Origin of the sequence: Rothia sp. HMSC066H02 (assembly GCF_001814995.1) — a bacterium.
GTDB lineage: Bacteria > Actinomycetota > Actinomycetes > Actinomycetales > Micrococcaceae > Rothia > Rothia mucilaginosa.
Map to the genome: position 1 here is coordinate 1 of NZ_KV818684.1, position 13,357 is coordinate 13,357.

The window sequence follows — 13,357 nt, forward strand, 5'->3', positions numbered from 1 at the left end:
GGCGGCTTTCCACTTACGGGAAAGCCGCCGCCTCGCTATATTGTCACCGTCACAGGGGAGGGGAGTACAGACTAGGATTGGGGCGCGAGCGCCTCCAGCACCTGCTGCTGGACCGCCGCCGTATTACTTGCCACCAGGGACACCGGGTGCACGCCGGAGACTGAAACACCCGCGTGCTCGGGCAGGTCACCCTCCAGGGTGGAGGCGACGCCGCCAGCCTCACGGATCAGCGGCAGAAGCGCCGCCACCTCGTAGAACGACAGAGACGGATCCACGAGGGTATCCACGGCACCCTCAGCGAGCATACACGCCGCCCAGAACGAACCGTACGCACGGGAACGACCCACTGAGCCCAGAAGCTGTACAAGCTCGCCAGAGCGGTCCACAGGGCCTTCAGATGCCTCCTTCCAGGAGGAGAGGTCGGTGTACGCGGCAGATAGCTGATCCAGTTGAGTCAGCGAAGACACCTCAAGACGAGTAGCCTGCGCCAAGGACTTACCCGTGTACGCGCCCGAACCGCGAGCAGCCCACCAGCGGCGGCCCAGCGCGGGTGCAGATACCACACCCACCACCGGCTCACCCTGATCCAGCAGAGCAATCAGTGTCGCCCACACCGGCACGCCGCGGCGAAAATTATCCAGCTCAGCAATCGGCGCAATCACCCACTGGCGCGACGCCTGACCGTTATAGCCGGCATGCTCACCGGCAATACCGTCACGAGTACGCACACGCGACAGCTGCGCACGCAGAAGCTCCTCAACCTCCTGCGCCACACCCGAGGCGTAATCGGCAGGTTCCTGCTCCTGTACCTGCGGTTCTGCGGGCTGCTGAGTAGCCTGCTGCCACGGCGCCAACGTTACCGCGGCGGGTGCCGCCTCCGCGGGCTCTACCGCCTCGGAGATGGGGGAGAAGACCGGGCGATCACGAAAACGCATAGCGCTCACACGATTGACGCTATCGGCAAGAATATGCGCAAGACGCAAATCGTCGGTGTACTGCTGGGGACGGCTCATAGTAATGCTCTTCTTCAGTATCGGTGATGTAGTCAGCAAAAATGTGTGTGCGGGAGGGGCAGAGAACCCTGCAGAGAACCCTAGACGAGAGCGCCCAGTTCCTTCTCCGAATCGCCCTCTTCAGGAGTCAACAGCAGCAGCTTACGCAAGGACTCCAGGCGGTCAGGACCGCTCTGACCGGCGTGACCGGCAGCAACGTACGCCTCCAGACCGCACTCGGGAGCCTGCGCCGCGTGAGTACACGCCTTCGGGCAATCCGCCGCACCGGGTGCCAGATCCACGAACGCCTCCACGACGGTCTCCGGCGGCACATGCGCCAGACCGAAAGAACGAATACCCGGAGTGTCAATAATCCAGGTGCCCGGCTCCATCGGGTCGCCATTCGCATTCACCGGACGCAACGCCAACGCCGACGAGGACGTGTGGCGGCCACGGCCCGTCACCGCGTTCACATGACCGGTCGCACGCTCAGAGCCGGTCAGCGCATTCACCAGGGTCGACTTACCCACACCCGAATGGCCCAGAAGCACCGACACCTGACCCAACAGCTCCTGCAGAAGCTCCTGAACCGGTGCCGACTCCAAACCGGCAGCGCCCTCCTGGCTCGGCGCCAAACCATCCGAAGACGAAGACAGCACAATCTTCAAACCGCTCGCCGCATAGTAATCCAGCAGGTTCTGCGGGTACCGCACATCGGTCTTGGTAATGCACAGAATCGGCTCAATCCCGGCGTCAAATGCCGCCACCACGGCACGGTCAATGAAGCCGGTGCGCGGCTCCGGGTTCGCCGCAGCAACCACAATCACCAGCTGCTGAGCATTCGCCACGACCACACGCTCCGACGGGTCGGTGTCATCGGCGCTACGGCGCAGAATCGAGGTGCGCTCGCCCAGCCGCACAATGCGCGCCAGGGTATCCTTCGCGCCGGAGGTGTCACCCACCAGGTCCACAAAGTCACCGGTCACAATCGCGGTGCGGCGCAGCTCCTTAGCGCGCGCCGCAATGAGGGTACGCTCCTTCTCGGTACCCTCATCCACGACGACCGACCAGCGGCCACGGTCCACCGTAATGACCCTGCCACGAATCGCTTCTTTGAAGGTCGGGCGGTCCTTCGTGCGGGGGCGGGAGCCCTTCTTATTCGGGCGCACGCGCACATCCGACTCATCCCATTCGGAGAAATCGCGCACGTTCATGCGGGAAGAACCCATTTAGAAGACCTCCTGGTCGGCGGTAACGTCAGAGGTGGAAGCGCCGGCCTGCCATTGCGCCAGCATGTCCTCCCACATTGCGGTAAATTCGGGCATGGTCTTAGCCACGGTGGCTACGTTCTGCACCACCACATTGGGGCGGCGCAGACCAATAATCGCCGCGAAGGTTGCCATGCGGTGATCGTCGTAGGTGCGCGCCAGAACTGGCGCAGCCTCAGCGGCAGCGGGGATGGGCGCCTCAATCACCAGCGAATCGGCGGTGTCGCGGGCGGTACCTCCCAGGCGGTTAATCTCAGCGGCGAGCGCTGCGAGGCGGTCCGTCTCATGACCGCGCAGATGCGCAATGCCGGTCAGCTCAACGCGGCCCTTCACGAAAGCGCAGGCAGCTGCCATGGTCGGTGCCAGCTCACCACCGGCAGACAGATCAAAGGAGAAGTCACCCTCGGGAAGCTGCACCGGACCGGTCACTGTCAGACGGCCCTCAGCGTAGCGAACCTGCGCACCCAGCGCGGGCAGAAGCTCACGCCACATATCGCCCACCTGGGTCGTACCCGCCGAAGAATCAGCCGCGGGTGCAGGCCAGTGAGGAATAGTCACCGACTCGCCGGTAACCACGGCGGCAGCAAGGAACGGACCGGCATTCGAAAGGTCCGGCTCAATGGTCATCTCAAAGCCGGGGAAAGAACCGGGGTGAACCGTCCAACGGTACTCGCCGCCCTCTGCTTCATTGCCTTGGTTCGGGTAGTGCTCCTGCACCCGAATACCCATCTGGCGCAGCGCCTCCACGGTCATCTGAATGTGCGGGATGGACGGCACCGAAGAACCCTCGTGCACCAGCACCATACCCTGCGGTAGGCGAGGCGCCATCAGCAACAGAGCCGAAACGAACTGGGACGACGTGGAAGCATCAATACGAACCACGGGCGCCTCAGAAACACCCTCTACGCTCGCCAGACCGGGGGAGCGCAACACGAAGGGCAGAGCGTTCTCGCCCTGCTCACAATCCACCTGCACACCCAGCTGACGCAGACCCTCCAGAACCGGGCCCATCGGACGCTGACGAGCGTGCGGGTCACCGTCAAAAGCGAACTCACCCGGCAGCAGCGCCGCCAGGGCGGGCACAAAACGCATCACGGTACCGGCAAGACCGCACTCAATCGACACCGGCTGAGCGGAATCGGCCTGCGCCTGAGCAGAATGCGTTTCCACAAAGTTCAGGGGAGTGACCTTAACATCTGGACCGAACGGCGAATCGGTCGGAACCAGCTCAATACCCGCACCCAGCTGGCGCAACGCCTCAATCATCAGCGCCGAATCACGCGAATGCAGCGGCGCACGCAAATACGAGGGGGAATCAGCCAGAGCAGCAAGTAACAGATAACGGTTCGTGAGCGACTTAGAACCCGGAATATGCACCAGCGCGTTCTTGCCAGCGGCTTCGCTGGAGGCGGGTGCCAGGGGAGCGGGCCAATCACCGGGGGAAAGCTGCACTGCTGCGTCGCTCATACATCCTCTTCTGGTTCAAATCATGGGGAGGGCGCAGACTCAGAGACGCTGCGCCGGTTGACGTCTACCCCTATTCTACCGGTTGAGGGTTTGCGAGCCGCTGAGGACTCCAGCGGTGAGATAGGCAGCGCGAACCAGGCAACACGAACCAGACAGCGCGAACCAATCAATACGCGTGAAGGCGGCACACCGTCATTGGCGCACCGCCTTCACTCATCATCAGATGTCTATACCCCAGCGGGGCAACAGCTTGAGGCAGCTTAGAGGTTAGCCTCGGCGCAGAACTTCTGCACATCCTGCAACAGACGCGCCTTCAGCTGCTCGGGCGCCTGCTGAGCGCACGAAGAACGCATCTTCTCACGAATCATCAGCTCAAAGTCCTTCACATCCGCGCAGTCGGGGCAGGCATCCAGATGCGCCTGAACCGTGCGCAGCTGCTCGGGACTCAGCTCCCTATCGAGGAATTCGTAGAGGTGCTTGAGAGACGACGAGCAGGGCTGGCCGCCGCAATCCTCCAGCGGCTCAGAAGCCGCAGAGGCATCGGCGGCTTCGGGGACAGAAGAATTCTTGTCTGTGGTTGACATCGGGGTTCCTTTCACACGGAAGGTATAAAGCGTTAGGGGAGTCTAGCCCCAACCTGATGGGAGGCTAGCTCACGTGTAGAAGAGCGAAGCTAAGAATCCGCAGGCGCCTCGGAACGAGAGTCCGCCGGCGGGGACTTTACGCCCCTGGCCGCCTTAGTGCCCTTAGTAGCCTTTGCCGGCTGCCCCTTAGCGCTCGCCTTCGCGGCTGCCTTCGCCTCAGCCTTCGCTTCTACCTTTGCGATGGTCGACGGGCGCAGACCGTTCTCACGCGCATAATCGAGCAGCTTCTCACGCAGAATACGGCGGCCACGATGCAGACGAGACATCACCGTGCCCAGAGGGATATCCAGAATCTCCGCAATATCCTTGTACGCGAACCCCTCCACATCGGAGTAGTACACCACCATGCGGAAATCCTCAGACAGCTCGTTCAGAGCCTCACGAACCTCCGTATTCGGCAGGGCACTCAGCGCCTCCGCCTCAGCAGAACGCAGACCCACCGCATCATGCTCACCCGCCTGAGCCAGCTGCCAATCCTCCACCGTCTCACCCTGAGACTGCTGCGGCTCACGCTGACGCTTACGGTACAAATTGATGTACGTATTCGTCAGGATGCGGTACAGCCACGCCTTCAGGTTCGTACCCTCGGTGAACTGGTGGTACGAAGCAAAAGCCTTCATGTAGGTCTCTTGCACCAAGTCTTCAGCATCGGCAGAGTTGCGGCTCATCCGCAGGGCGGCAGCGTAGAGCTGATCCACGTACTGCATAGCGTCCGCGGTAAAGCGTTCGCGTAGCTCGCGGGTATCTGCCGCGGTGTTGGTTTCAGCCATGTTTCTCCTCTACAGGAACGCGCCAGGCGTTCACTTCCATAACGTAGAATTCTTCTCTTTATTCCGCAGAATGTGCACAAACATCTGCGGGTAAAGCAAAACCCCGGGTCCGAATAATATCCGAAACGCCGGGGTTTTAAAGTGTATGCAAGATACCTTATGCGTTGGGGCGCTTACCGTGGTTTGCGCCGCCCTTACGACGGTCCTTGCGCTTACGACCGCGCTTGCTCATCAGAGCCTCCTTATAGTGTTCATGGATGCACGCCCCACCTTCGCGGTGCGCGCTCCCTATTACCTGCCCTAGCAGAGGCGGTCACCGAAAACCGGTGCTCCACGCTATAAGGGCAACGCCGTCTATTTTTTCATAGAAACGGCATGATTGCATCTTGGAACCGGGATATGAGCTAAAAAACACGAACTTTCTTCGCATCAGCTCACAACCCCAGCGGGGAGAGCGGGCTCTTAGCCGTGCTCAGGAATGTTCAGCCAGTTGTACCAGCCTCGGTGCAGAACCAGCCACGCCATCAGACCGTAACCGGACTGACCCGGGCGACCGTCATTAGCGGCAAGGTCGTTGCGCCACTGCTCGTGGTGAAGCAGCGGGTTGAACGTATCCACGTACACGTGGTTACGGCGGGTCACCACATCTGCGTACGCCGCCGACAGGTCAGCGATACGGCGGTTACGCTCAGCGTCCAGGGTCGGCGGCGGACCAACAACCAGAACCTTAATGTTGTTCTGCGACGCCATGTCCACAATGTTCGCCAGGTTCAAACGCGAACGAGCGCTGGTCAGACCCAAATCAATGTCAAAGGTCGACGGAGCAATAATGAGGCGGTTATCAGCACCGGGAACGAAGCGGCGGCGCGCCTCCTCGAACCAGCGTGCATTCAACTGCTCGCTACCTTCATTGGGGGCGGCAAGGTTATATGCCGCAATGGATGCGGTGGTCTGCGGGGTGCGCGCCATAACACGGCCAAACCAGCCGAGAGTACGGGGATCGCCAACACCGGCGAGCAGGTCATCGCCGACTGCCACAATTCGAATATTGCGTTGCTCCACGGAATTCTTTCTTCTGCAGTATGCGCCCGCCGTGAGAGGCGGCAAGGCACGTGAGTAATAGTCTTTATATCTAGGATAAGCGCTTACCGGCCTCTTTTCGAACTTAATACCCTATCCGGTAAGTATCCGAGACTAAAAAACCCGTCTGCCCGCCAGAAACATCTGACGGGAAGACGGGTTTTGAAGAGCTAAATCATGAGCCAATCAGCTGTAGAAGACCTTAGCCTTCGAAGACCTGCTTGAGCAGAGCCTCAGCCTCAGCTGCGTGCAGCTTACCGGTACCAGCAGCCGGGGAAGCAGCTGCGGAGCGGGAAGCAAGACGCACGCGGCGGTCCAGCAGCGGCAGCAGGTTCACAGCCATGAACGGCCACTGACCCTGGTTAGCAGGCTCGTCCTGAGCCCACACAACGTCGGTAGCGTTCGAGTACAGAGCCAGCTGCTCCTTGATCTCCTGCTCGGGCAACGGGTACAGCTGCTCCACCGAGACAATAGCGGTCTTGGTGTCGCCGCGGCGCTCGCGCTCAGCTTCCAGATCGTAGTAGAGACGACCGGATACGAAGACCACACGCTCAACCTGAGCCGGGTTAATACCCGAACGGTCACCAATCACCGGCTGGAACGAACCCTCGGTGAAGTCCTCGATGGAGGACGCAGCAGCCTTCAGACGCAGCAGCTGCTTGGGGCTGATCACCACGAGCGGCTTGTACGGACGGTGCTGAGAGTGGCGACGCAGCAGGTGGAAGTGCGAAGCCGGAGTCGAGGGGCAAGCAACAGTCATGTTGTTCTCAGCGCACAGCTGCAGGTAACGCTCAACACGAGCCGAGGAGTGGTCAGGCCCCTGACCCTCGTAGCCGTGAGGAAGCAGCATAACCAGCGAGGAACGCTGGCCCCACTTCTGCTCGGAGGAAGACACGAACTCATCAATGATGGTCTGAGCGCCGTTTGCGAAGTCACCGAACTGAGCCTCCCACACCACGAGCGAGTCGGGGCGCTCTACCGAGTAGCCGTACTCGAAGCCGAGAACGCCGTACTCAGAGAGGAAGGAGTTGTAGATACGGAACTTGCCCTGGTCCTCAGAGAGGTGCTCCAGCGGCGACCACTCTTCATCAGTGATGTGGTCGTGCAGAACAGCATGACGCTGAACAAAGGTACCGCGCTGAACATCCTGACCGCTCATACGAACGTCGGTGCCCTCCATCAGCAGCGAACCGAAGGCGAGCAGTTCACCCATACCCCAGTTCACGTTGCCGGTGCGGCCCATCTCAACGCGCTGCTCCATGAGCTTCTTCAGCTTCTTGTGGACGGTGAAGCCCTCGGGCTCCTTACCGAACGCGTCAGCGATGTGCTGCAGAGTCTCACGGGAGATTGCAGTCTTACCGCCGTGAACGACCTCGGTGTTCTGCTGAGATGCGGGCAGTTCCAGACCGGAAACGTGCGCGCCAGCAGGAGCCGGTGCCGAAGACTGAGTCTCGACGAAGATAGCGTCCAGCTTCGAGTGGTAGGAGTCCAGAACTTCGTCTGCCTCTTCCTGAGAGACATCGCCGCGACCGACCAGGTCCTGTGCGTACAGGGTGCGGGTCGAGGGCAGGACGTCAATATCCTGGTACATCTTCGGCTGGGTCATCGACGGATCGTCAGCCTCGTTGTGACCGCGGCGGCGGTAGCAAATCAGGTCAATGACAACGTCGCGACCGAAGCGCTCACGGTACTCGAATGCCAGGCGTGCGGCGCGAACCACTGCATCCGGGTCATCAGCGTTGACGTGGAAGACCGGAGCCTTGGTCATACGCGCGATGTCGGAGGCGTGGGTTGCGGTGCGGCCGTCGTTCGGCAGGGTGGTGAAGCCAATCTGGTTGTTCACCACAACGTGCACGGTGCCGCCGGTGGTGTACGCCTTCAGGTCAGCCATCTGCAGGGTCTCCATGACGATGCCCTGGCCAGCGAATGCTGCGTCACCGTGAATCAGGATCGGCAGGACCGGATGGCCCTCAACGCCCTGCTCGTTGTAGACGTCCTGCTTAGCGCGGACGATACCCTCGAGCACGGTGTTTGCAGCCTCAAGGTGCGAGGGGTTAGCAGCCACGTAAACCTGGGTCTGCTTACCGGAATCGGAGGTGAATACACCCTCGGTACCGAGGTGGTACTTCACGTCACCGGAGCCACCCTCGTAGGGTGCTGCGGTGCCGGAGAACTCACGGAAAATCTGAGCGTAGGACTTGCCAGCAATGTTGGTCAGCACGTTCAGGCGACCGCGGTGTGCCATACCAATGGCAACGCCCTTCAGGTCGTTGTTAGCTGCCTTGTCCAGAACAGCGTCCAGCAGCGGAATCAGGGACTCGCCGCCCTCCAGGGAGAAGCGCTTCTGACCCAGGTACTTGGTCTGCAGGAAGTTCTCGAATGCCTCAGCCTCAACCAGCTTGGAGAGAACACGCAGCTGCTCCTCGCGGGTGGGCTTAGCAACGCCGCGCTCCAGGCGCTCCTGGAACCATGCGCGGACCTCGGGGTCCTCAGAGTACATGTACTCAACGGACAGAGAGCCGGAGTATGCCTCGTGCAGGCGCTCCAGGATGGTGCGCAGCGGCAGACGCTCGGAACCGCCGAAGCCACCGGTCGGGTAGACGCGGTCCAGATCCCACAGGGTCAGGCCGTAGTTCTCCAGCTTCAGGTCCGGGTGCGAACGCATCTTGTAACCAACGGGGTTGGTTGCTGCGGTCAGGTGGCCGTGTACGCGGTACGCGTGAATGAGCTGCTGGATACGTGCAACCTTGGAAATCTCGTGAGCGTCATCGACGTGGTTGTCGCGTGCCCAACGAACCGGCTCGAAAGGAACCTTCAGGTCGCGGAAGATTGCGTCGTAGAAGTCGTCGCCGCCGAGCAGGTAGTGCTCAACCAGCTTCAGGAATTCACCGGAACCTGCACCCTGAATGACGCGGTGGTCGTAGGTGCTGGTCAGGGTGATGATCTTGGACAGGCCCTGCTGGGTGATGAGCTTCTCGGACAGGCCACGGAACTCAGCCGGGTACTCCAGAGCACCCACACCGATGATGGCTGCCTGGCCCTTGGAGAGGCGGGGCACCGAGTGGACGGTACCAATACCACCGGGGTTGGTCAGCGAAACAGTGGTGCCGCGGAAGTCCTCAATGGTCAGCGCGCCGTTACGGCCACGCTTAACGATGTCGTTGTACGCATCCCAGAACTCGCGGAAGCTTAGCTGCTCAGCACCCTTGAGGTTCGGAACGACCAGGTTACGGGAACCATCGGGGCGGGGCAGGTCAATAGCCAGACCAAAGTTCACGTGTGCGTTGTGGATTGCAACGGGCTTGCCCTTCTCGTCCACACCGTAGGTCACGTTCATCGAAGGCATCGCTGCCACTGCACGAATCACAGCGTAACCAATGATGTGGGTGAAGGAGACCTTGCCGCCGCGGGTGCTTGCCAGGTACTTGTTGATGGCAGCACGGTTCTCAATGAGCAGCTTTGCGGGGACCGCACGAACGGTGGTTGCGGTGGGGACAGTCAGCGACTCTTCCATGGTCGTGACAACTGCCTTAGCAGGGCCGCGGAGGGGGACAATCTTGTCTTCAACAGGTTCCACAGGTTCAGCCTTCTTGGTAGCAGCGGGAGGGGTGGGGTTAGCAGGCGCAGCCGCAGGCTTCGGTGCCGCGGGGGCGGGAGTTGCTACAGGTGCGGCAGGTGCAGCCGGTGCGGCGGGTGCCGCAGCAGGAGCTGCACTAGCGGTACCGGCGCCTCCCAGCGCCTTGTCGATGGTCTCAAAAATGGGCCACCATGAAGGGTCCACGAGGTTCTTGTCCTTCTGGTAACGCTCGTACTGTTCTTCAACGAACCATTCGTTACCGGCAAATTCCTCAGGCACCAGATGTTCTGGCAGATTGGGCACGTTAAACGCCTCTTCCAATTAGTGTGAATTTATCCGTCGCGTCCGGGACTCTCCCCGGCATAGACGACCCGCGTCTTCGAGGGGCGAATCATCACGCTGAGCATGTGCGCATCGCCTAAGATGGTGGCCGTATGTGCGGGGTGTGCACCGTACAAACCTGCCTAGCGTGCCGTGAACGTCGGGGTTCATCCGCTTGCTTGGCGGCACACTCATGCTCCTATGTATAAGTGTAAAGAGAAGCACGGTGAACTTTCCAGCTCATCGCGCCATATCCGCAATGCAATTTTTCACTCTTACGGATTAGCAATGAGCCGCGTGCGCAACAAGTGCTGTCTTGCGCTTGTGAGCAGGCACTCTACAGCACCGAGAAGAGACGAAACCTTCGCTAAAATATGGGGTATGGATGACCCTTTGAGTAAGACTCTGACTACTAGCCAGCGCAGAATACTGCCCGCATACTCTGCGCAACACGGCACTGTAACACCCAAAAACACCACCTCCGATGCTCAGCATCTGGACAGCCTGGCTGCGGGGCTACCCCGCCAAGCCCAAGGCGCCGCACACCAGTCGATGGAGGCGGTGGCTGAGTGGATCTGATTCTCCTACTCATCGGCCTGCTCCTCATCCTAGGAACGGGCTTCTTCGTTGCCGTAGAGTTCTCTCTCGTGGCGCTCGAAACCGCCACCGTGCAGCAGGCAAAGGACTCCGGCGATAAAGCCGCCGACGCCGTCCTGCGCTGCCTCAAGACGCTCTCCACTCAGCTGTCCAGTTGCCAGATCGGCATCACCATCACCACGCTGCTGACCGGCTACACTCTCGATTCCGCCATCAAGGCGCTCACCACCGGTGTTATCAACAGCATGGGGCTGCCCAGCAGCGTGACCGACGTGCTCACCCTGCTGCTGGCGATGCTCATCGCAACCCTGCTCTCCATGGTCGTCGGCGAACTGCTGCCCAAGGGCCTCGCCATCGCCGAACCCTACGATGTGGCGCGTCGAGTCGCCCCCGCGCAGCTCGCCTTCACCCGCGTCATGTCCCCGCTCGTGCGCATCATGAACGGCTCCGCCAACTGGATTCTCGGACGGTTCGGCATGGAAGCCAAAGAAGAACTCTCCGCGGCACGCACCCCCGAAGAGCTCTCCTCCATGGTGCGTCGCTCCGCAGAAGAAGGCACCCTCGACTCCGACGCGGCACGCTTCGTGGACCGCACCCTGCGCTTCTCCGAGCTGACCGCCTCCGAAGTCATGACCCCGCGCGGTCAGGTCGCCATGCTCGAAGACACCGCACCCGTTGCCGAAGTCATCAAGCTGGCACGCTCCACCGGCCACTCCCGATTCCCGCTCTACAAGGGCGACCACGACAACATCGTGGGCGTCGTACACGTGAAGAAGGCGGTCGGCGTGCCCCCGGAGGTTCGCGAAACCCTCGAAGCCGGCGCCCTTGCAGAAGACGTGCTGCAGGTCCCCGAAACCCTGCACCTGGACGCACTGCTCACCCAGCTACGCCAGGGCGCCCTGCAGCTCGCCGTGGTCCTCGACGAATACGGCGGAACCGCAGGCATCGCAACCCTCGAAGACCTCGTCGAAGAAATCGTCGGCGAAGTCTCCGACGAACACGACCGCGGCCGCACCGAACGCCCCCTACGCTACGGCAACGGCGACTGGGTGTTCTCCGGACTGCGCCGCCCCGACGAAATCAACGCGCTCATCCCCGGACTCGAGGTTGATGAAAGCCCCGAATACGAAACCGTCGGCGGCTTCATGATGGAACGCCTCGGCCGCATCCCCGAAGTAGGCGACAGCGTCCCCGTACCCGGCGGCACCCTGCGCGTCGACACCCTCGAAGGCCGCCGCGTGGACCGCATCCGATTCACCCCCGCACCTAGCGCACAGGAACAGACCGAGAAGGGAGGCAACGCATGAACGACTGGGTAGCCATCGCACTGCTCGTCATCCTGCTCGCCGGAAACGCCTTCTTCGTCGCCGGTGAATTCGCCATCATGTCCACCCGACGAGCACAAATCGAACCGCTCGCCGAAGAAGGCAATAAGCGAGCACATACCGTCATCTACGCGCTAGAAAACGTCTCACTCATGCTCGCCACCTGCCAGCTGGGCATCACCATCTGCTCCCTGCTGATCCTGAACGTCTCAGAACCGGCACTGCACCACATGCTGGAGGTGCCCCTGCACCTGGTCGGCCTGCCCCACGCGATCGTGGACGTAATCGCCTTCGGTATCACCCTGATCCTGGTCACCTACCTGCACGTGATCTTCGGCGAGATGGTTCCCAAGAACGCCGCCGTGACCCTCGCCGCCCGCGGTGTGGCTCTCTGGATCGTGCCGACCCTGGTGACCTTCTCCAAGATTTTCGCCCCCGTGGTCGCCCTGCTGAACAACCTGTCCAACAAGCTGCTGGCGCTCATGAAGGTCGACGCAAAGGACGAAGTCGCCTCCACCTTCACCCTGGGCGAGCTGCAGACCATCGTGGCAACCTCAACCGCGGAAGGCACCGTGGAAGACGACGCCGGCGTGATTGAAAGCGCCCTCGAATTCACCGAGAAGGACGTCTACGAAATCATGGTGCCCGGCGATAAGCTCGTCACCCTGCCCTTCGGCAGCACCCCCGCCGAACTGGAACGCGCCGTGGCACGCAGCGGCTACTCCCGCTTCGTCATTACCGACAGCGACGGAACCTACATGGGCTACCTGCACGTGAAGGACGCCCTCGCCATCGCCCCCGAGCGGTTCGAAGAGCCCTTCCCCTGGTACAAGCTGCGTTCCCTGGACACGCTCACACCGACCACCGATATTGACGATGCGCTCGCCTCCATGCAGCGCAGCCGAACCCATATCGCACAGGTTATGGATGAACAGGGCATAACCCTCGGCGTGGTCTTCCTCGAAGACGTGCTGGAGGAGCTCGTCGGCGAAATCAACGACACCACCCAGGACGCGGTGCGTGAGCGTGTACGCCGACAGCAGGCGCGCGAAGCCCAGTAATAAGCCCAGTAGCCGCATCGTGAGATATCCCGAATAAAACAGGGAAATCTTGAACACACAGCCCGCCCGGTGCCCTCGTCAAAGAGGGCTAAGGGCGGGCTGTTTTGCGGTCAAAAACGGCTTATGGATGCACCCCAGGGGCACTCTCAGACGGCGGGATGAAGCGGCAGTATAAAGTAGCGGTGGGGGAGCGCAGTAGGCTGAGCTAACTATCCCTGTTGCATAAGCTACTGATAGGGAAAAGGGTTGCCTAAC

General features: G+C 61.1%; 10 protein-coding genes. 2 read left to right on the plus strand and 8 right to left on the minus strand.

What is annotated here, in order from left to right:
- Positions 1-71: 71 nt before the first annotated feature.
- The 8 genes from HMPREF2999_RS05460 to HMPREF2999_RS05490 all read right to left on the minus strand — a co-directional run bounded on the left by HMPREF2999_RS05460 (position 72) and on the right by HMPREF2999_RS05490 (position 10,101).
- Positions 72-1,013 carry an inositol monophosphatase family protein gene (locus HMPREF2999_RS05460; RefSeq protein ID WP_070676822.1) on the minus strand — a complete coding sequence of 314 codons (942 nt, stop codon included), beginning with the start codon at positions 1,011-1,013 and terminating at the stop codon, positions 72-74.
- 80 nt (positions 1,014-1,093) lie between these two features.
- Positions 1,094-2,221 carry a ribosome small subunit-dependent GTPase A gene (rsgA, locus tag HMPREF2999_RS05465; RefSeq protein WP_070676820.1) on the minus strand — a complete coding sequence of 376 codons (1,128 nt, stop codon included), beginning with the start codon at positions 2,219-2,221 and terminating at the stop codon, positions 1,094-1,096.
- A complete protein-coding gene (aroA, locus tag HMPREF2999_RS05470) occupies positions 2,222-3,727 on the minus strand; it encodes a 3-phosphoshikimate 1-carboxyvinyltransferase (RefSeq protein WP_070676818.1) in 1,506 nt (501 codons plus the stop codon). It abuts the gene before it with no gap.
- 260 nt (positions 3,728-3,987) lie between these two features.
- Positions 3,988-4,311 carry a mycothiol system anti-sigma-R factor gene (rsrA, locus tag HMPREF2999_RS05475; protein WP_070676817.1) on the minus strand — a complete coding sequence of 108 codons (324 nt, stop codon included), beginning with the start codon at positions 4,309-4,311 and terminating at the stop codon, positions 3,988-3,990.
- 89 nt (positions 4,312-4,400) lie between these two features.
- Positions 4,401-5,141 carry a sigma-70 family RNA polymerase sigma factor gene (locus HMPREF2999_RS05480; protein WP_070676815.1) on the minus strand — a complete coding sequence of 247 codons (741 nt, stop codon included), beginning with the start codon at positions 5,139-5,141 and terminating at the stop codon, positions 4,401-4,403.
- Positions 5,142-5,298: 157 nt separating this feature from the next.
- A complete protein-coding gene (locus HMPREF2999_RS09675; protein ID WP_095343185.1) occupies positions 5,299-5,373 on the minus strand; it encodes a 50S ribosomal protein bL37 in 75 nt (24 codons plus the stop codon).
- A 230-nt stretch (positions 5,374-5,603) separates the two neighbouring features.
- A complete protein-coding gene (locus HMPREF2999_RS05485; RefSeq protein ID WP_005505446.1) occupies positions 5,604-6,203 on the minus strand; it encodes a GDSL-type esterase/lipase family protein in 600 nt (199 codons plus the stop codon).
- Between the two features lie 220 nt (positions 6,204-6,423).
- The gene (locus HMPREF2999_RS05490; RefSeq protein ID WP_070676813.1) at positions 6,424-10,101 is read right to left on the minus strand and encodes a multifunctional oxoglutarate decarboxylase/oxoglutarate dehydrogenase thiamine pyrophosphate-binding subunit/dihydrolipoyllysine-residue succinyltransferase subunit; all 3,678 of its coding nucleotides are present in this window, start codon (positions 10,099-10,101) and stop codon (positions 6,424-6,426) included.
- 587 nt (positions 10,102-10,688) lie between these two features.
- On the opposite strand from HMPREF2999_RS05490, the gene HMPREF2999_RS05500 reads away from it, so the two are divergent.
- Both HMPREF2999_RS05500 and HMPREF2999_RS05505 read left to right on the plus strand, forming a co-directional pair.
- Complete coding sequence (locus HMPREF2999_RS05500) at positions 10,689-12,023, plus strand: hemolysin family protein (RefSeq protein ID WP_070676810.1); 1,335 nt, start codon at positions 10,689-10,691, stop codon at positions 12,021-12,023.
- A complete protein-coding gene (locus HMPREF2999_RS05505) occupies positions 12,020-13,102 on the plus strand; it encodes a hemolysin family protein (RefSeq protein ID WP_070676806.1) in 1,083 nt (360 codons plus the stop codon). The genes HMPREF2999_RS05500 and HMPREF2999_RS05505 overlap by 4 nt, the downstream gene beginning before the upstream one ends.
- Positions 13,103-13,357 lie beyond the last annotated feature (255 nt).